20 protein-coding genes and 1 tRNA gene are annotated in these 16,691 nt (G+C 72.7%); 10 read left to right on the forward strand and 11 right to left on the reverse strand.

Translation table 11 applies throughout. From position 1 onward, the window contains the following. Nucleotides 1–52 precede the first annotated feature (52 nt). Complete coding sequence (locus NBW76_RS15315) at nt 53–652, forward strand: TetR/AcrR family transcriptional regulator (protein ID WP_055969061.1); 600 nt, start codon at nt 53–55, stop codon at nt 650–652. Between the two features lie 57 nt (nt 653–709). Next, on the forward strand, nt 710–1,051 hold the full coding sequence (locus NBW76_RS15320) for a hypothetical protein (RefSeq protein ID WP_055969063.1): 342 nt from the start codon (nt 710–712) through the stop codon (nt 1,049–1,051). A 2-nt stretch (nt 1,052–1,053) separates the two neighbouring features. Here NBW76_RS15320 and NBW76_RS15325 read toward each other — a convergent pair whose 3' ends face one another. Further along, nucleotides 1,054–2,559: an FAD-dependent oxidoreductase gene (locus tag NBW76_RS15325; protein ID WP_056552502.1), complete on the reverse strand. Its 1,506-nt coding sequence runs from the start codon at nt 2,557–2,559 to the stop codon at nt 1,054–1,056. Nucleotides 2,560–2,649: 90 nt separating this feature from the next. Here NBW76_RS15325 and NBW76_RS15330 point away from each other — a divergent pair, with 90 nt between their 5' ends. The 4 genes from NBW76_RS15330 (at nt 2,650) to NBW76_RS15345 (ending at nt 5,893) form a co-directional block, all read left to right on the forward strand. Then, a complete protein-coding gene (locus tag NBW76_RS15330; protein ID WP_056552505.1) occupies nt 2,650–3,255 on the forward strand; it encodes a cysteine hydrolase family protein in 606 nt (201 codons plus the stop codon). Between the two features lie 73 nt (nt 3,256–3,328). Continuing rightward, nucleotides 3,329–4,270, forward strand: coding sequence for a non-homologous end-joining DNA ligase (gene ligD / locus NBW76_RS15335; RefSeq protein WP_055969072.1), 942 nt, complete (start codon nt 3,329–3,331; stop codon nt 4,268–4,270). A 148-nt stretch (nt 4,271–4,418) separates the two neighbouring features. Further along, the gene (locus tag NBW76_RS15340; RefSeq protein WP_056552507.1) at nt 4,419–5,549 is read left to right on the forward strand and encodes a glutamate--cysteine ligase; all 1,131 of its coding nucleotides are present in this window, start codon (nt 4,419–4,421) and stop codon (nt 5,547–5,549) included. Beyond that, nucleotides 5,546–5,893, forward strand: a complete 348-nt coding sequence (locus tag NBW76_RS15345) for a TraR/DksA C4-type zinc finger protein (RefSeq protein WP_056552508.1) — start codon at nt 5,546–5,548, stop codon at nt 5,891–5,893. Before NBW76_RS15340 ends, NBW76_RS15345 begins: the two co-directional genes overlap by 4 nt. 194 nt (nt 5,894–6,087) lie before the next feature. Here the strand turns inward: NBW76_RS15345 and NBW76_RS15350 are convergent. The 7 genes from NBW76_RS15350 to NBW76_RS15380 form a co-directional block, all read right to left on the reverse strand. Continuing rightward, nucleotides 6,088–6,160 (reverse strand) — tRNA-Ala (locus NBW76_RS15350). 62 nt (nt 6,161–6,222) lie between these two features. Continuing rightward, nucleotides 6,223–7,149 carry a hypothetical protein gene (locus NBW76_RS15355; protein WP_056552510.1) on the reverse strand — a complete coding sequence of 309 codons (927 nt, stop codon included), beginning with the start codon at nt 7,147–7,149 and terminating at the stop codon, nt 6,223–6,225. Between the two features lie 79 nt (nt 7,150–7,228). Next, nucleotides 7,229–7,840 carry a GNAT family N-acetyltransferase gene (locus NBW76_RS15360; protein ID WP_055969084.1) on the reverse strand — a complete coding sequence of 204 codons (612 nt, stop codon included), beginning with the start codon at nt 7,838–7,840 and terminating at the stop codon, nt 7,229–7,231. Between the two features lie 10 nt (nt 7,841–7,850). Further along, on the reverse strand, nt 7,851–8,381 hold the full coding sequence (locus tag NBW76_RS15365) for a molybdenum cofactor biosynthesis protein B (protein ID WP_055969087.1): 531 nt from the start codon (nt 8,379–8,381) through the stop codon (nt 7,851–7,853). Then, nucleotides 8,378–8,806: a cyclic pyranopterin monophosphate synthase MoaC gene (gene moaC, locus NBW76_RS15370; RefSeq protein ID WP_056580971.1), complete on the reverse strand. Its 429-nt coding sequence runs from the start codon at nt 8,804–8,806 to the stop codon at nt 8,378–8,380. Before moaC ends, NBW76_RS15365 begins: the two co-directional genes overlap by 4 nt. Before the next feature lie 91 nt (nt 8,807–8,897). Continuing rightward, the gene (gene glp, locus NBW76_RS15375) at nt 8,898–10,220 is read right to left on the reverse strand and encodes a gephyrin-like molybdotransferase Glp (protein ID WP_082480489.1); all 1,323 of its coding nucleotides are present in this window, start codon (nt 10,218–10,220) and stop codon (nt 8,898–8,900) included. Between the two features lie 5 nt (nt 10,221–10,225). Beyond that, the gene (locus tag NBW76_RS15380) at nt 10,226–11,566 is read right to left on the reverse strand and encodes a UTP--glucose-1-phosphate uridylyltransferase (protein ID WP_056552979.1); all 1,341 of its coding nucleotides are present in this window, start codon (nt 11,564–11,566) and stop codon (nt 10,226–10,228) included. 47 nt (nt 11,567–11,613) lie between these two features. Here NBW76_RS15380 and NBW76_RS15385 point away from each other — a divergent pair, with 47 nt between their 5' ends. Further along, nucleotides 11,614–12,204, forward strand: a complete 591-nt coding sequence (locus NBW76_RS15385) for a 5-formyltetrahydrofolate cyclo-ligase (protein WP_056552516.1) — start codon at nt 11,614–11,616, stop codon at nt 12,202–12,204. A 52-nt stretch (nt 12,205–12,256) separates the two neighbouring features. Here the strand turns inward: NBW76_RS15385 and NBW76_RS15390 are convergent, their stop codons facing one another. From NBW76_RS15390 to NBW76_RS15400, 3 genes are read right to left on the reverse strand one after another with little or no spacing between them, the layout of a single operon-like run. Then, complete coding sequence (locus NBW76_RS15390) at nt 12,257–12,670, reverse strand: VOC family protein (protein ID WP_055969096.1); 414 nt, start codon at nt 12,668–12,670, stop codon at nt 12,257–12,259. A 3-nt stretch (nt 12,671–12,673) separates the two neighbouring features. Next, the gene (locus NBW76_RS15395; protein ID WP_055969099.1) at nt 12,674–13,717 is read right to left on the reverse strand and encodes a hemolysin family protein; all 1,044 of its coding nucleotides are present in this window, start codon (nt 13,715–13,717) and stop codon (nt 12,674–12,676) included. Beyond that, on the reverse strand, nt 13,710–15,077 hold the full coding sequence (locus NBW76_RS15400; protein ID WP_056552519.1) for a hemolysin family protein: 1,368 nt from the start codon (nt 15,075–15,077) through the stop codon (nt 13,710–13,712). Before NBW76_RS15400 ends, NBW76_RS15395 begins: the two co-directional genes overlap by 8 nt. A 118-nt stretch (nt 15,078–15,195) precedes the next feature. Between NBW76_RS15400 and NBW76_RS15405 the strand changes: the two genes are divergently transcribed. The 3 genes from NBW76_RS15405 to mscL all read left to right on the forward strand — a co-directional run bounded on the left by NBW76_RS15405 (nt 15,196) and on the right by mscL (nt 16,686). Next, nucleotides 15,196–15,507, forward strand: a complete 312-nt coding sequence (locus NBW76_RS15405; RefSeq protein ID WP_055969105.1) for an FmdB family zinc ribbon protein — start codon at nt 15,196–15,198, stop codon at nt 15,505–15,507. A 101-nt stretch (nt 15,508–15,608) separates the two neighbouring features. Continuing rightward, entirely contained in the window at nt 15,609–16,217 is a 609-nt protein-coding gene (locus tag NBW76_RS15410) for an SAF domain-containing protein (RefSeq protein WP_056552520.1), read from the forward strand. A gap of 85 nt (nt 16,218–16,302) precedes the next feature. Beyond that, nucleotides 16,303–16,686, forward strand: a complete 384-nt coding sequence (mscL, locus tag NBW76_RS15415; RefSeq protein WP_055969111.1) for a large conductance mechanosensitive channel protein MscL — start codon at nt 16,303–16,305, stop codon at nt 16,684–16,686. Nucleotides 16,687–16,691: the final 5 nt, after the last annotated feature.

Consider the following 16,691-nt stretch of genomic DNA (forward strand, 5'->3'; position numbering starts at 1 on the left):
GTACTCTGTTCGTAGTGGTTCAACGGTAGCACTACGACTGGAGTGGTCTCACGTGGCACGATCCAACCCGGCTCGACGGGCTGCCCTCCTCGACGCCGCGATCCAGACGCTCGCTGCCGAGGGAGCACGTGGCCTGACGTTCCGAGCGGTCGACGCCGGCGCCGACGCTCCGGCCGGGACGGCGTCGAACTACTTCCGCAACCGCGACGACCTGCTCACCCAGGCCGGGGAGCGCGTCTACGAGCGGCTCCTCGACGGCGCGAGCCAGGTGGTGGTGCCCGCCGATGCTCCCCGCGACCGCGACCTGCTGGTCCGGCTGATGGTCGACACCGTGCGCCGGATCGTGGACTACCGCACCGGCTTCCTCGCCCTGCTCGAGCTTCGGCTCGAGGCCACCCGGCGCGAAGGCGTCCGCGACGTGCTGACCGATCGCGTACGGGCCGACCTGCTGAGCAACATCAGCACCCACGAGCAGTGGCACATGCCGGGCGACGCCGTCACCGTGCGTCTGCTCTACCAGGCCCTCAACTGGCTGGTGGTCGATGCGCTCACCCTCCCCGGCCTCGTCGACGACGCCGAGCTCGACGCCTACGTGGCCGAGACCGTCGAACGACTCGTGCCGTCCGACCGGCCCGGTCCCCTACCCGCCTGACGCGTGGCCGGGACCGTCGCGGGTACCTCTGGTACGAGCCGCGACGAGGAGGCGACCGTGAGCGACGACAGTGTGAGCGACGACGGGCGAGAGCCGGACGACTGGAGCGGCAGCATGAAGCGGCCTTGGTACAACCCGCCTGCGCGGCGTGGGGGCAGCGGGACCGGTGAGGGCTGGTGGCGGTGGACGATCGCGGCGATCACGCTCGTGGTGGTCGCCGTGGTGGTCGTCCTCGTGCTGGTGGACCGGGACGTGCTCCCCCGACCCTGGGCATACGCCGTGCTGCCCGTGGCGATCTTCGCCGCAGGTCTCTCGAGGGTGGTGACGATCCTCAAGGCCAGGACCGCGGACCGGCGGGACCTCCAGGAGCGGGACGGCCCGCCCCACGACACCCGTTGATCTCAGGTCGTCGACTCGTCGGCGTCCGGGCGGACCGGGGCGAGACCACGCGTGGCGGGTCCCTCGATGAGTCGGCCGTCGGCCTCGAAGCGTGACCCGTGGAGCGGGCAGTCCCACGAGCCCTCGACGTCGTTCCAGCGGACGATGCCGCCGAGGTGCGGGCACACGGCGGAGACCGACCGGGTGCAGCCGTCCACGACGGACGTGGCGACGGGCGGTCGACCTCGCGTGACCACGCCCTGCGTCTCACCGGGCGTGACCGGCGCCCGACCGAGGGCGCCCAACCAGCCGGACGTCATGTGCGCGCCGACCTCGGAGTTCCATCCGAGGACCGCTGCTGCGGCGCGAGCGCCCAGGAGCCGGCGCGGAGGCACGACCGGAACCTCGTCCCCTTCTGCGACCGCTCGGGCGAGGCGGCGCGCCGCACCCACGCCTGCCACCAGGCCCCACCCGCCGAACCCGGTGATCACGTGGACCCGCGACGACCCGCGCGTCCGTCCGACGATCGGCACCTCGTCGGGCGTCTGGTAGTCCTGCGCCGACCACGCCGCGACCTCACGTCCGACGTCCAGGTGCTCCCCGGCCCAGCCCCGCAGTGCCTCCACGTGCCGTCCGGCCGGCATGGATCGACCGACCGCGTGACCGTGCCCACCGACCAGGACGAGCGGACGTCCGTCGGCGTCCGTCGCACCGCGCACCGTCCACGACGGCGAGCCGACGGAGACCGCCATCGGCTCGAGCTCCTGGTCGCTCTCGAACGCGACGATGTAGGAGCGGTGCGGCTTCGTCGTGGCGAACGCTGCGCTCCGGTCGAGCACGGGCAGACCGGTCGCGACGACCACCTGCTCGGCGACGAGCTCGGTGCCGTCGTCCAGGGTCACGACGGGCCGCTCACCGCCTCCGACCGACCTGGCACGTCGGCCGACCTGCACGTCGACCCCGGCGTCGACGGCCTCCTGGGCCAGCGCGGCGGTGTAGGCCAGGGGGTCGACCTGCAGCTGGTCCTCGAGCACCACGGCGCCGTACCCCGGAAGACCGCCCGGGACGGCGCGTTGCCAGCGCGTGGCCAGCCCGGCGCGTCGCGCAGCCGCGTCCTCGGCACGCGTGGCCTTGATCTCGCGCTCGTGCGCGGCCCAGCTCACGGCCGGCCTCCGCTGGAACGGCACGTCCCAGCGCTCCAGCACCTGCTCGATCCACGCGAGAGCCTCCTGGCAGGTCTGCACGTACGCGGCCGCCGCGCTGCTGCCGTGGTGGCGCTCGATCGTCGACAGACGCGTGCCCTGCAGCAGGCTCAGCTTGCCGGTGGAGCGTCCCGACGTCCCGCCGCCGATGACGGGACGAGCCTCGACGACGGTCACCCGTCGTCCACGGTGGGCCAGCTCGGTGGCGACGGACAGACCCACCACTCCGCCACCCAGCACCACGTCGTCGTACGCCGACCCGGGCGCGGGTCGGGACTGCGGGACGTGGCTGGGGCGCTCGATCTCCCAGAGGCTTCGGGCGGTCATGCGTGCTCCTTCGTCGACGGACACCGTCGACCGACGAGTACCCGGACCTTGCACGGGCATGCGCCACGCCGCTCGGGGTACGAGGACGACGTGGACGAGACGACGGCAGCCTCGCGGGACGACCGCACGACGAACGACGCCGATGTGCACCGCAGTGCACTGGTGCTCATCGACCTTCAGGAGGACTTCCTCGACGCCCCGGGCCTGCGCGAGCGAAGGCCCGCGCTCCTGCGCGCGGTGCGACGCTGGATCGACCTGGCCGAGGGCGCTGACGCCCTGGTCGTCGAGGTGCGGACCGAGCTGCCCGAGGATCCCGAGACCTGGGCCCTCAACATGCGCGAGGACGGGCAGCCGGTCGCGCTGGCGGGGACGCCGGGCGCGTCACGGGTGTCCGAGCTCGCGGACCTGGAGGTGACCTCCGTCCTCAAGCGACGGGACGACGCCTTCCTCGGTACCGGGCTGGCCGCGCTGCTGCGGGGACACGGCGTCGACCATCTCGTGGTCGCCGGCGTCTCGACCCAGGCCTGTGTGGCCATGACGGCTGCCAGCGCGTACGCCCACGACCTGTCCGTCGTCCTGGCGGGCGAGGCGGTCGCCTCCGACGACACCCATGCGCACACCGAGGCGATCCGCTGGCTCGCGGACGAGTACCGGCAACCTGTCGCGGATCCCGCCGACGGCTGGCCACACGGGTGAGCGCGGGCCGGCGTCGGCGCTTGCGCACCCGCCTCACCTGGCACCCCGCCCCACCCGATGACAGTCTGGGTTCGTGGCGGACGCAGTCGAGGTCGAGGTCGACGACCGGCTCGTGCGCGTCTCGAACCCCGACCGGGTCTACTTCCCCGAACGAGGGTGGACCAAGCTCGACCTCGTCGAGTACTACCTCGCCGTGGGCGACGGCATCGTCAACGCACTGTTCGAGCGACCGTGCATGCTGCACCGCTTCCCCAAGGGCCTCGCGGGCGACAAGGTGCACCAGAAGCGCGTCCCGAGGGGTGCACCACCGTGGCTGGAGACGGTGCGCCTGACCTTCCCGCGCTACGACCGGACCGCGGACGAGCTGTGCGTCACCGAGCTCGCCGCCGTGGTGTGGGCCGTGCAGATGTCCACCGTCGAGTTCCACCCCTGGAACAGCCGCCGCGACGACCCCGAGAAGCCCGACGAGTGGCGGATCGACCTGGACCCCGGCCCCGCGTGCGACTTCGCCACGGTGCAGCGGGTCGCAGCCGTGGCGCGCGAGGTCCTCGACGAGCTGGGTGCCGTCGGCTTCCCGAAGACGTCGGGAGGTTCCGGTCTGCACGTGTACGTCCGGATCCCGCCCGAGCACGGCTTCACCGACGTCCGACGTGCGGCCCTGGCCTTCGCGCGGGAGGTGGAGCGGCGCACGGACGAGGCCACCACGACCTGGTGGCGCAAGGACCGTGACCCGTCGCAGGTGTTCATCGACTACAACCAGAACGCCCGAGACCACACGATCGCCGCGGCGTACTCGGTGCGCGGCGTGCCCGACGGGCGGGTCTCGACCCCGATCACCTGGGACGAGGTGCCGGACGTCGATCCGCGCGACTTCACCCTCGAGACCGTGCCGCCCCGCTTCGCCCGGCTCGGCGACCTGCACGCCGGGATCGACGACGCCGTCTTCGACCTCGCCCCGCTCCTGGAGTGGGCGGACCGCGACGGGGTCGACGTCGACGACGACCCCGACGCCTGAACGAGCCGGCCGGCCCGCACGCGACGATCGTGCGTCAGGCGCTTCGCACGCGCCGGCGCGGGTACCCGCCTGGGCACGGGTCCGGCATCGTGGGCGGGCCCGCACCCACGCCGACCGGTCCCGATGGCCCGACGAAGGAGCACCACGGATGACGATTCGCAGCATCGGCGTGGAGGAGGAGATGTACCTCGTCGACCCACGCACCGCCAGGCCGGTGCCCCGGTCCGAGGACGTGCAGGAGGTCGACGACGACCGGGACGAGGGCGCACCGCAGGACGTGACGCAGGAGCTGTTCCTGGAGCAGGTCGAGACGACGACCGATCCGGCCCAGGACCTCGCGACCCTGCGCGCCCACGTCGTCGAGGCCAGGTTGCGCGCTGCGGCGGACGCGCAGGCCGTGGGCGCCGCGCTGCTTCCCTCTCCCACCCCCGTGGTGGGCCGCCCGCAGCACGTGACGCCCCACGAGCGCTACCGGTGGATGGCCGACCGGCATCGCGACCTCTTCCCGGCGGTCGCGGTCTGCGGGATGCACGTCCACGTCGACGTCGAGGACGACGAGGAGACGGTCCGGGTGATCGACCGCCTCGGGCCGTTGCTGCCCGTCGTGACCGCGTTGTCGGCCGGCTCCCCCTTCAGCGAGGGCACCGACACCGGCTTCGCGTCGTGGCGCGCCCGACAGTGGGACCGCTGGCCGACGGCCGGGCCCACGGAGCCGTTCGGCGACCTGGCGACCTACCGCCGTGAGGTGGAGGCCGCCGTGGCGTCGGGCGTGGCGATCGACGACGGCATGGTCTACCTCGACGCCCGGGTCGGGCGCGCGACCCCGACCGTGGAGGTCCGGGTCATGGACGTGCAGCTCGACGTGGACGACGCCGTTGCCTTCGCGGGTCTGGTCCGCTCGCTCGTGACGACCGTCGCGGGGGTCCCCGACCTCCCAGGGTGGTCCGTCGCCCGCCTGCGGACCGCGCGCTGGCTCGCGCAGCGCGACGGGGTCACCGGTCGGCTCCTCCACCCTGTCGACGGGACACCCGTCCCCGCTGCCGAGGCGGTGGAGGCCCTGCTGGATGCCGTCGACGACGCGCTCGGGGCGGCGGGCGACCGCACCCTGGTCCGGTCACACGTCGACGCGCTCCTGGCGGACGGAGGGGCGGCAGGCCGCGCACGCCGGGTCGCAGCCGGGTATCCCCAGCGGTGGGCCGACCACGTCGTCGAGAGGACGCGCCAGGCGCTGGCGACTGCACGCGTCGAGACGTCGGAGTCGGGTACGTCCTCGGCATGAGCGAGACGACCTGGACACCCGACGACCTGGACGAGCTTCGCGCCCGGATGCTCCTCGAGCAGGACGACCTGGCCGCACGCCTCCGCGAGCGCCGCCGCACCGGTCCGGAGTGCGGCGACTCGGTCGACCACGCGAACGTCAACGTGGCGACCGAGCTCGACGTCCTCGCCGAGGCGCGGGACCGCGAGCTCCTCACCCAGGTGGAGCGCATCCTCCAGCGGCTGGAGGGCGGCACGTACGCCACCTGCGAGTCCTGCGGCGGTCCGGTCGAGCGAGCGCGGCAGGAGGCCTACCCCCACGCGACCTCCTGCCTGACCTGCGCCAGGTCGGGGCGTCGGGGATAGCGCGCAGCAACGAACAAGGCCCCCGTCACGAGTGACGGGGGCCTTGTCTCATCCGAGTGGAGCATAGGAGACTCCCTCCCTCGCTGGCGCTCGGTCGTCCCCGAATCCCTAGCCTTGATTCGTAGGACAGAAGGCCCCCGACTCACACGCAGAAGGCCCCCATCACGAGTGATGGGGGCCTTCTGTCCTACGAGTGGAGCATAGGAGATTCGAACTCCTGACCTCTTCGATGCGAACGAAGCGCGCTACCAACTGCGCCAATGCCCCAGGACGATCCAGGTTAGCACCAGGGCCGGGCGCTTCCGCACCGACCCGGCGAGCACCGGGACCTACTGGCCGGACGCCCGCCGCGGCTGCTCGGCGACCGTCTCGCCGGCCGTCCGGCCACCCGGCAGCTCGACGTCCTCGCCCTCGACGTGGCCCGACGTCCAGGTGCCCGGAGCGTCGAAGTCGATGGTGCGGACCGTGCGGCCGACCCGCGGCTTGGTCACGTAGGTGGGCAGCGTGACCGGGAGCGGGTCCCAAAGCGGGGTGCCCGACGTGGACACCGACGGAACCGCGATCTGCAGCTTCTCCTCCAGCGCGTCGGCAGGGAGCTCCGTGCGCTGCATGACGTGCTTGCGGTCGGGCTCGACGTCCTCGAACTGGCCGGAGACCACGATCGTGTGCTCGTCGTCGACGGTGCGCTCGGGAGTGGCGCGACGCGACGAGCGCGTGGCGACGTCGGACGCCGCCGACTGGGCTGCACGCTTGAGGGAGGGCAGCCGCGAGGCGAGGGAGGCGCGCTCACGGCGGGGGCTGCTGATGCCACGCTCGGCGCGCACCTGCACGCGGCAGGCCACGAGCCAGGCGACGACCAGAAGGGCGGGCAGACCGACCCAGACCGGGGAGACCACCGAGAAGGCGGCCAGACCGCCGACGAGGACCAGCGACGTGAGCAGGGTCAGCAGCGTGCGACGGCGACGGCGGGCGGCCACGATCGCGGCCCGACGCGTCGGCGCGGAGGAAGCGGGCTGCGGGGCGACGGGCTGGGCCGACTCGGCCGGGACGACGGGTTCGTCGACGATCTCGTCCACGGGATCGACCTCCTCGGGCTGTGCGGCCTCGCGCCGCCTGGAGACGACCCGACTCAGGGGGCTCAACGACTCGAGGGACTCCGAGGAGCTGGCCTCGTCGTACCGTCGCAGGACGAGCGGCACGAAGTACGCCGCCCACACAGCGACGACGAACGCGACGATCAGTCCATTGGCACCCACGCCGCAACGGTAGGGCGGACGCCGAACGAATCGGCGCAGGTCACACCGTGTGTCGCGTGAAGATTGTGACGGGTGTGACTCAGGTGACCGGCTCGCGGGCGTCGTCCGCGCCCGTCACGCGGGCCAGGAGGCGCCCCGGGCGGTCGTCGGCCAGCGCCTGGAAGATCCGGTGGTCACGCCACGCGCCGTCGATGTGCAGGTACTCCCGAGCGAGCCCCACCTCGTCGAGCCCGAGCTTCTCCACGACCCGCAGGCTCGCGCTGTTCTCGGGTCGCACCGAGATCTCGACGCGGTGCAGACCCACGGTGTCGAGCAGGTGGTCGGCCACGAGCGCCACCGCCACCGGCGTGATGCCGTGGCCCGCGTGCCGCCGCGAGATCCAGTACCCGATGCTGCCCCAGCGCGCCGACGCCCACGCGATGCCGTTGACGGTGACCTGGCCGACCATCTCGCCCTTCCAGGTCACGGCGAACGGCATGGCCTTGCCCTGACGGGCCCGACGGCGCTGAGCGCCGATCATGGCCCGGTAGGACATCGGCGCCGAGCCTCCTCCGGGCGGGAGGGTGGCCTCCCACGGCGCCAGCCACGCCACGTCGGCGCGCCTCAGTCGCGCCCACGCGCCCGCGTCGGACCGCTTGAGCGGCCGGACGCCCACGTCGCCGTGCGACAGCTCGACCGGCCACCCCTTCACGTCCGGACCCTCACGTGTGGGCCTGCGGGTGGTCGGGACCGCCGTGGTCGACGCCCGCGAGCTGGTCGACCGCGTGCCCGACCACGGGGGCCAGGACCTCGATCGCGTCCTTGACGCCTCCACGGGACCCGGGCAGGTTCACGACGAGGGTGCTCCCTGCAACGCCGGCGAGGCCACGCGACAGCACGGCCGTGGGGACGCCCTTGGCGACGCCGGCCGCCCTCAGGGCCTCGGCGAGGCCGGGGAGCTCGCGGTCGAGCAGGGGTCGGGTGACGTCGGGGGTCCGGTCGGTGGGGCTGATGCCGGTGCCTCCGGTGGTGAGGACGACCGCCGCGCCGGCCGCAAGCGCGACCGAGATCGCGTCGGCCACGGGCTCGCCGTCGGGCACCACGGCGGCGTCGTCGGTGTCGAAGCCCCAGGCGCGTAGCGCCTCCACGAGCATCGGACCCGTCTGGTCCTCGTAGACCCCGGCGGACGCGCGGTTGGAGGCGACGACGACCGCGGCACGGCGCCCCTCGACAGGCTCGGGGACCGAGGTCACGACGTGCTCCAGTCGCCGCTGCGGCCGCCGGACTTGGCCACGACCTCGACGTCGGTGATGCGCGCGTGCTTGTCGACGGCCTTCACCATGTCGACGACCGTGAGGGCCGCGACCGTGACGGCGGTCAGCGCCTCCATCTCCACGCCCGTGCGATCGGTCGTGCGCACGCTGGCACTGATCTCGACGGCGTCGTCGACGACGGTGAGGGACACGTCGACGCCGCTGATGGCCAACGGGTGGCAGAGCGGCACGAGGTCGGGGGTCCGCTTGGCCGCCATGATCCCCGCGACCCGCGCGACGCCGAGCGCGTCACCCTTCGGCACGCCCTCCCCGCGCAGCAGCGCCACGACCTCGGACGAGACCTCGACGCGACCCTCCGCGGTCGCGGTGCGCCGCGTGACGTCCTTGTCACCGACGTCGACCATGCGAGCGGCGCCCGTCTCGTCGACGTGCGTCAGGCTCTGCCGGCTCTCCGCCCGCGGCCCGGAACTCCCGTCGGGGTCAACCGCGCCCACGTCAGAAGGGCCTGTCGAGCACGAGGGTGCGCACGGTGTCGCCGAGGTTGAGCGCCGTCTCGTCCTCCCCCACCACGATGAGCGCGTTCGCGTGCGCCAGCGACCCGAGCAGGTGCGACCCGTGGCCGCCGAGCGGCGTCACCTTCGCCCCGCGGTGCGTGACCTCGAAGACGCCACGCACGTACTGGCGCCGACCCGGGGACGACACCACGTCCTGCGTGAGGACCGCGTGCACCATGGGCCGCCGGTACGGCGTGAGGCCCATGAGGCGGCGGATCGCGGGCAGCACGAACACCTCGAACGACACGTAGGCCGAGACGGGGTTGCCGGGCAGCGTGATGATCGGCGTCTGCTCGTCGAAGATCGTGCCGAAGCCCTGCGGCTTGCCGGGCTGCATCGCGACCTTGGGGAACGAGACGGTGCCGAGCGCCGAGAGCGTCTCCTTGACGACGTCCTTCTCGCCCTCGCTGATGCCACCGCTCGTGACCACGAGGTCGGCGCGCACCAGCTGGTCCGAGAGCGTGCGACGGAACGTGCGGGGGTCGTCGCCCACGGCGCCGACGCGGTAGGCGATCGCGCCGGCCGCGCGCACCGCCGCGGCCAGCATGTAGCTGTTGCCGTCGAAGATCGAGTCGTAGTCGAGGTGGGCGCCCGGCTCACGCAGCTCGTTGCCCGTGGACAGCACCACCACCCGGGGCCGGGGGCGTGCGGCCACACGACCGAGACCCAGCGACGCCAGGAGCCCGGCCTCGCGCGGACCGACCACGGTGCCGGCCGGCAGCACGAGGTCGCCCTCGCGCACGTCGTCGCCGGCACGACGCACGTTGGCGCCGACGCGGGGGGCCGACGTGAACCGCACGCGGGCGTTCCCGCGGTCGGTGTCCTCGAACGGGACCACGGTGTCGGCGCCCCGCGGCACCGGGGCGCCCGTCATGATCTTGACCGCGGTGCCCGGGGAGATGGCGAACGGACGAGAGGTCCCGGCGTGGATGTCCCCCACCACGGGGAGCTCGACCGGCTGGGCCGTGCTGGCCTCGGCGAGGTCCTCGGCACGCAGGGCGTAGCCGTCCATCGCGGAGTTGTCGAAGCGCGGCAAGGAGATCGGGGCGCGCACGTCGGCATGCAGCGGCAGGCCGAGCGACTCGACCACCGGCTGGTCGTACGGCTCGAGCGGTCCGATGCCGCGCAGGATCTGCTCGAGGTGGTCCTCGACCGTCAGGAACCCGTCGGGCACGCTCTGCGGACGCACCCGAGGGCGGGGTCCACGGACGGGAGCGGCGTCACCGGTCTGCTGACCGGTCTCGTTCCCCACGTCGGACGACATGCGCGTCAGCCTAACCGGGTGCCCGCCGGAACGCTGCGGGCCGTGCCGTCGTCGTCGAGCCGGGCGTCACCGACCACGACCACGTCGCGCTCGAACCGCCAGTCGCCGCGCACCGTCAACGACGACGCTCCCGACAGCGACGGGACGTGCGGCACCCGGGCGTCGAAGTCGGCGATCGTCGTGAAGAACCGGCGGTCGAGGTCCACGAGCGGGCGCGGGTCGACCGTGGCCCGGAGGCGCGCGTCGTCGCCGAGGCCGTACACGTCCGAGCGCAGCAGCATGAGGTCGTTGGTGGTCTTGACCGGCAGGAAGCGCGACCGGTCGACCTCGATGGCCGTGGCCCCGTCGAAGACCTCCACGGCTGCGCCCATCGCCGACTCGATCTGCACCACCTTCGGCGAGGTGGGGTCGGTGGGGTCGACGGTCTTCTCGTTGCGGATCAGCGGCAGCCCCAGCACGCCGTTGCTCGAGCGGAGCGTCTCGAGCAGGCGCGGCAGGTCGAACCAGAGGTTGTTGGTGTGGAAGAACGGGTGCACCGTCAGGTCGGCGGCCCTCTCGGCGTCCTCGTCGGCCGTCTGCGCCGTCTCGCGCAGCACCAGCCGGCCGTCGGACCGGCGGACCACGAGGTGGCCGCCCTTGACGTCGGCCGGGGTGCGCCGGCACACCTCGGCCGCGTACGGAGCGCCGGCGGAGGCGAACCACGCCATCATCGCCGGGTCGGGCGCGGCGCCGAGGTTGTCGGCGTTGGAGACCGTGGCGTAGCGGTACCCGGCATCGACCAGACGCTCCAGGACACCGGAGACCAGCAGCGCCGTGTACAGGTCGCCGTGCCCGGGCGGGCACCACTCGAGCGAGGGGTCCGCGTCCCAGGTGACCGGGGTGAGGTCGTCGGCGCGCAGCTTGGGCTCACGGTTCTGCAGGAAGTCCAGCGGCAGCCCGTCGACCTCCAGCCCCTCGTGGGCGGCGAGCGCCGCGAGGGAGTCGTCACGGGTCCGGAAGCTGTGCATGAACAGCAGCGGGAGGGACACGTCGTGGTCGCGCCGCACCTGCTGGACCTGCCGGGCGATGACGTCGAGGAACGTGAGGTCGGCCCGCACGGGCAGCAGCGTCTTGGCACGGTCCATGCCCATCGACGTGCCGAGCCCGCCGTTGAGCTTGATGACCGCCGTGACGGCGGCGGCGTCGCGCTGGGCCTGCGGGTCGGACTCGACGTCGGCGGCGCGGTCGACGTCGACGAGCGGCTCGACGTCGGCTTCGCGCACGAGCCCCGTCGCCCCTCCCTCGAGCTGGCGGTAGAAGTCGCTGAAGACCTCGATCGCCGGTGCGGCCACGTCGGCCCGTTCCATCTTCGTGCGCGCCAGCTCCAGTCCGTCCACCCGCCTAGGCTAGTCACATGGACCGGTCGATCGCAGAGGCGAAGCATGCCGCGCGCCGCCCGTTGCTGGAGTCGCGCCGTCGTCGGACCCCCGACCAGCGGGCGGTCGTCGCGGAAGCGCTCGCCGCGCACCTGCTGGCGCTGCCGTCGATCGCCCGCGCCGGCCGCGTGGCGGCCTACCGCTCCATGGCCGACGAGCCCGGGACCGCGGTCCTCCTCGACGGGCTCGTCGCACGCGGGATCACCGTCCTGCTGCCCGTCACCCACGACGACGGGACGCTCGCCTGGGTCGAGCACGACCCGACGGCGGCCACCCGCAGGTCACGGCTCGGGGTCGACGAGCCGGTGGGCCCTGCCGTCGGCGAAGCGGCGCTCGACGGGGTCGACGTGGTCGTCCTCCCGGCCCTCGCCGCCGACCACCACGGACGTCGTCTGGGGCGCGGCGCCGGGTACTACGACCGCGCGCTCGCGTCGCTGTCCGGGACGCGGCGCCCCCTCCTGGTCGCGCTCGTGCACGCCGACGAGCTGGTGCCGGAGGTGCCGCACGAGGACCACGACGTGCCGGTCGACGTGGTCGTCACCGAGAACGGGGTCTTCCGGGTCCCGTGACGCCCGAGCCCGAGCCCAGACACCGAGCAGCGCGAACTGAGCAGGACTCGGCTCAGAGCACGGCCTGCCCGATCGGTCCCGGGTTGTGCGCGACCTCCCAGCGGAAGCCGGCGGGATCGGCGAAGTAGCCCGAGTACCCGCCCCACTCGCGGTGCTCCCCCGCCGCCACGTGCACGGCACCGGCCTCGCGGGCGGCCGCCAGCACGGCGTCGACCTCCTCGGGCGTGCCGACGTTGTGCGCCAGCGTGATCGGTGCGACGCCCTCGCCGCGGCGGATCGGGCCGACCTCGGCCTCGAAGCCGGCCTCGGACCACAGCGACAGCACGACCTTGTCGGCCACGCGGATCATGATCACCTCGTCGTCCGCCTCCAGCTCGACGGGCCAGCCGAGGCCGTCGACGTAGAAGCGGCGCACCGCGTCGAGGTCGGGCACGGCCAGGGTCACGAAGCTGAGACGGGGATCCACGGGTCAGACCTCGAGGCGCTCGGCATCGCGGATCTCGCCGACGAGCTCCTCCAGCACGTCCTCGAGCATGATCACGCCCAGCACGGCGCCCGACTCGTCGGCCACCCGTGCCATGTGCGAGCCCTTGGCCTGCATCACGCGCAGCGCCTCGTAGAGCCCCGACCCCACGCCCACCGTGGACAGCGGTCGCAGCCACTTGTCGGCGATCGGCTCGTTCCGGGCGGTCTCGTCGGTCTCCAGCACGTCCTTGATGTGCAGGTACCCGGTGAGGTCGCCGCCGGCGTCGGTGACCGGGAAGCGGGAGAAGCCGGTGCTCGCGCACGCCTGCTCGACGTCGACCGGGGTGGCGGACGGCGCGATGGTCATGAGGCTCTCGCGCGGCAGCAGCACCTGGTCGACCCGACCGTCGTGGAACTCCAGCGCGCCCTGCACGAGGCCGTACTCGTCGTCGTCGAGCAGCCCCTCGCGACGGGACTCCTCGACGAGCCCGGCCACCTCGTCGTGGGTGTAGGTGGACGCCACCTCGTCGACCGGCTGCACGCCGAGCAGGCGGACCGAGAGGTTCGCGATGCCGTTGAGCGAGACGACCAGCGGCTTGAGGATCGCGATGACCACCAGCATGAACGGACCGAGCACGAGCGAGGCGCGGTCGGGCTTCACGAGCGCGAGGTTCTTGGGCACCATCTCGCCGAAGACGACGTGCAGGAAGACGATGATCGACAGCGCGATGACGAACGAGATGGGGTGCACCAGGCCGTCGGGGACGTTCGCGGCCTCGAACGCCGGCTCCATCAGGTGGGCGAGCGCCGGCTCGCTGATGGCGCCGAGCCCGAGCGAGCAGATGGTGATGCCCAGCTGGGCGGCCGCCATGGCGAGCGTGACGTTCTCCATGGCCTTCAGGGCGAGCTTGGCGCTGCGCGAGCCGGCCTGGGCCAACGGCTCCAGCTGGGTGCGCCGCACCGAGATGAGGGCGAACTCCGCCGCCACGAACAGGGCGTTGAGCGCCAGCAGCACGACGGTCAGGCCGATGCCGAACCAGTCACCCATGGTCGGCCTCCTCGCCGTCGGCGGGCCCCTCGATCGTCAACGTGACCCGGTCGATGCGGCGCCCGTCCATCCGGTCGATGGTGAGCGAGACGGGCAGCGGCTCCGGGTCGTCCTCGTCGTCGGGCGTGGGGTCGACCTCGAGCCGGACCACGTCGCCCCGGACGCCGAGCCGGCCGAGCTCGGCGTGCATGAGGCCGGCGACGGTCTCGTAGTCCTCGCTCTCGGGGAGCGCCACGCCGGTCTGCTCGAGCACCTCGTCGGGCCGCAGCAGGCCCGACAGGGACCACGTGCCGTCCTGGCGGTGGCGGCTGGGCGACGACAGCCGGTCGTGCTCGTCGAGCACCTCGCCGACGATCTCCTCGACCAGGTCCTCCAGCGTGACGATGCCGTCGGTGCCGCCGAACTCGTCGACGACGACCGCCATCTGCATGCCCTGCTCCCGCAGGAGCACCAGGAGCGGGTCGAGCTCGAGGCTGTCGGGGACGGTCGTGACGGGGCCGGCGAGGTCGGACAGACGCACGCTCCTGCGGCGGTCGGGGTCGACGCCCACCGCCTGCTTCACGTGGACGATCCCGATCACGTCGTCGGGCGAGCGCCCCGTGACGGGGAAGCGGGAGTGACCCGTCTGCCGGGCGGCCTCGATCACGTCGAGGGCGGTGTCGCGCGCCTCCAGGAAGTGCACCCGGACGCGTGGGGTGCGCACGTCGGCGGCGGTGCGGTCGCCGAAGGCGATGCTGCGCGCCACCAGGTCGGCGGTCTCGTCGTCGATCGCACCCTCGCGCGCCGACCGGAGCACGAGCGAGCGCAGCTCGAGCGGCGAGCGGGCCGACCTCAGCTCCTCCTGCGGCTCGACGCCGAGCGCACGGAGCGTGCGGTTGGCGGTGCCGTTGAGGAACCGGATGGGCCAGGCCATGACCGTGGTGAACAGCCGCTGCGGCAGCTGGGTCACGGCCGCGGTGCGCTGCGGGAGCGCGAGCGCCAGGTTCTTGGGGATCAGCTCGCCCACGAGCATCGTCACGACGGTGCTGACGAACAGGGCGATCGCGTACGAGACCGCGCTCTGGGCCCCACCGGTGACGCCGAGGTCCTCCAGCGGCCCCCGGACGAGCCGACCGATCGCGGGCTCGGCGAGGAAGCCGATCGCGAGGTTCGTGATCGTGATGCCCAGCTGTGCGCTGCTCAGCTGGGTCGAGAGCGAACGCAGCGCCTTGAGGGTGCCGACCGCTCCGGCGTCGCCCTGCTCCGCGTCGCGCTCGACCGTGGCCCGGTCGACGGTGACGAACGAGAACTCCGCGGCCACGAACACGCCGCAGGCGAGCATCAGCAGGAACGAGAGGCCCAGCAGCAGAAGCTCGGTCATGCGGTCATTCCGGCTGAGTCGGGGTCGGTCACGATGCACTGAACTGTACCCTTTGCCCGTCAGGAGTTCCTGCCGGCTCAGCACCTGAGCGCCGGCATGACGTCAGGAGAGAAGACCCGTGCCGACCTACCAGTACCAGTGCACCGACTGCGGTGAAGCGCTCGAGGTGCACCAGTCGTTCACCGACGACGCGCTGACCGAGTGCCCTGCCTGCCAGGGCCGGCTCCGCAAGGTGTTCAACGCGGTGGGCGTGGTGTTCAAGGGCTCCGGGTTCTACCGCAACGACAGCCGTGGGACGACGACCTCGTCGGACTCCTCGAGCTCCTCGAGCACGCCGGCGAGCAAGGACTCCGGCGGCGCCAAGGAGAAGACCTCGACCAGCAGTGCGACGTCGAGCAGCTCGACGTCCTCCGGAGGCTCTGCCTCCTGACCCCGGCTCCCCGTGCTGCTTCGTGGTCCGCACCACGTGAGCCGCGCCGGGGCTGTGGACGACCGGTGGAGCGCAGACCGCCCACTTCCTAGCCTGCACGGATGGACCGACTCCGCTCCGCCGTGCTCGACCACCGCCGACTCCTGGCCGCGGTGTGCACCGGCCTGGCCGTGCTCCTCACGGTGGTCGCGGTCCGCCAGCCCGGCGACACGGTCACGGTCGCCGTGGCGGCGGCCGACCTGCCCAGCGGGCACGCCCTGACCGACGCCGACGTCACCGTGGCCCGGCTCCCCCGCACCGCGGCTCCCACCCGCGTCCTCACCGACGTCGAGACGCTCCTGGGGCGACGCGTCGGAGGCCCCATGCGCGCCGGCGAGGTGTTCACCGACGCCCGGGTGCTCTCGGCCGGCACCACCGACCAGCTGCCCGAGGGCCACGTGGTGACCACGCTCCGCCTCGCCGACGCAGCGGCCACCCAGGGGCTGCGGGTCGGCGACCGGGTCGACGTCGTGGCCGTGGCCGCGCGCGACGACGGACCGAGGGCCACGGTCGTCGCGACGTCCGCGCAGGTCGCTGCCGTGCCCGCGCCGGACGGCGCCGAGGAGGCCACGCTCGCCGTCCAGACGCCACGCGAGACCGCCCTGGCCCTCGCCCGTGCCGGTCTCGAGGCGCAGCTCAGCGTCGTGACGGTCTCCCCCGGCACCGCCTGAGGAACCCACGGCGACGGTGCTCGGAGCCGCGCATCCCGTGCCCTACGCTCGAGGACGACTCTTCCAACCGTCCTAGGGGGACACCATGATCCAGGGATTCAAGGACTTTCTGCTGCGCGGCAACATCGTCGACCTCGCCGTGGCGGTGGTCATCGGCACGGCGTTCACCGCACTCGTCAGCGCCTTCACCAGCTCGTTCATCAACCCGCTGATCGGGCTGGTCAGCGGCGGTGGCACGGCGGGCGGCAGCTTCGAGGTGAACGGTCAGGTGTTCACCTACGGGGCGTTCATCACCGCCATCATCACCTTCGTGCTCACCGCGGCGGTCGTCTACTTCGTCGTCGTCGTGCCCATGAAGGCGGTCAACGAGCGTCTCTCGCGTGGCAAGGAGCCCGAGCCCGAGGGCGTCAGCGAGGACATCCAGCTCCTCCGCGAGATCCGCGACTCGCTGCAGCGTCCGATCGGCTGACCTCT

Origin of the sequence: Aeromicrobium sp. Leaf245 (assembly GCF_942548115.1) — a bacterium.
Taxonomy (GTDB): Bacteria; Actinomycetota; Actinomycetes; order Propionibacteriales; family Nocardioidaceae; genus Aeromicrobium.

Bases quoted from the DNA above. Each gene is read 5' to 3' on its own strand.
- glp (WP_082480489.1), bottom strand. From the start codon at position 10,220: ATGTCGTCCGACGTGGGGAACGAGACCGGTCAGCAGACCGGTGACGCC.
- moaC (WP_056580971.1), bottom strand. From the start codon at position 8,806: ATGGTCGACGTCGGTGACAAGGACGTCACGCGGCGCACCGCGACCGCG.
- mscL (WP_055969111.1), top strand. From the start codon at position 16,303: ATGATCCAGGGATTCAAGGACTTTCTGCTGCGCGGCAACATCGTCGAC.
- NBW76_RS15395 (WP_055969099.1), bottom strand. From the start codon at position 13,717: ATGGGTGACTGGTTCGGCATCGGCCTGACCGTCGTGCTGCTGGCGCTC.
- NBW76_RS15345 (WP_056552508.1), top strand. From the start codon at position 5,546: ATGAGCGAGACGACCTGGACACCCGACGACCTGGACGAGCTTCGCGCC.
- NBW76_RS15325 (WP_056552502.1), bottom strand. From the start codon at position 2,559: ATGACCGCCCGAAGCCTCTGGGAGATCGAGCGCCCCAGCCACGTCCCG.
- NBW76_RS15340 (WP_056552507.1), top strand. From the start codon at position 4,419: ATGACGATTCGCAGCATCGGCGTGGAGGAGGAGATGTACCTCGTCGAC.
- NBW76_RS15400 (WP_056552519.1), bottom strand. From the start codon at position 15,077: ATGACCGAGCTTCTGCTGCTGGGCCTCTCGTTCCTGCTGATGCTCGCC.
- NBW76_RS15410 (WP_056552520.1), top strand. From the start codon at position 15,609: ATGGACCGACTCCGCTCCGCCGTGCTCGACCACCGCCGACTCCTGGCC.
- NBW76_RS15380 (WP_056552979.1), bottom strand. From the start codon at position 11,566: ATGGAACGGGCCGACGTGGCCGCACCGGCGATCGAGGTCTTCAGCGAC.
- NBW76_RS15385 (WP_056552516.1), top strand. From the start codon at position 11,614: ATGGACCGGTCGATCGCAGAGGCGAAGCATGCCGCGCGCCGCCCGTTG.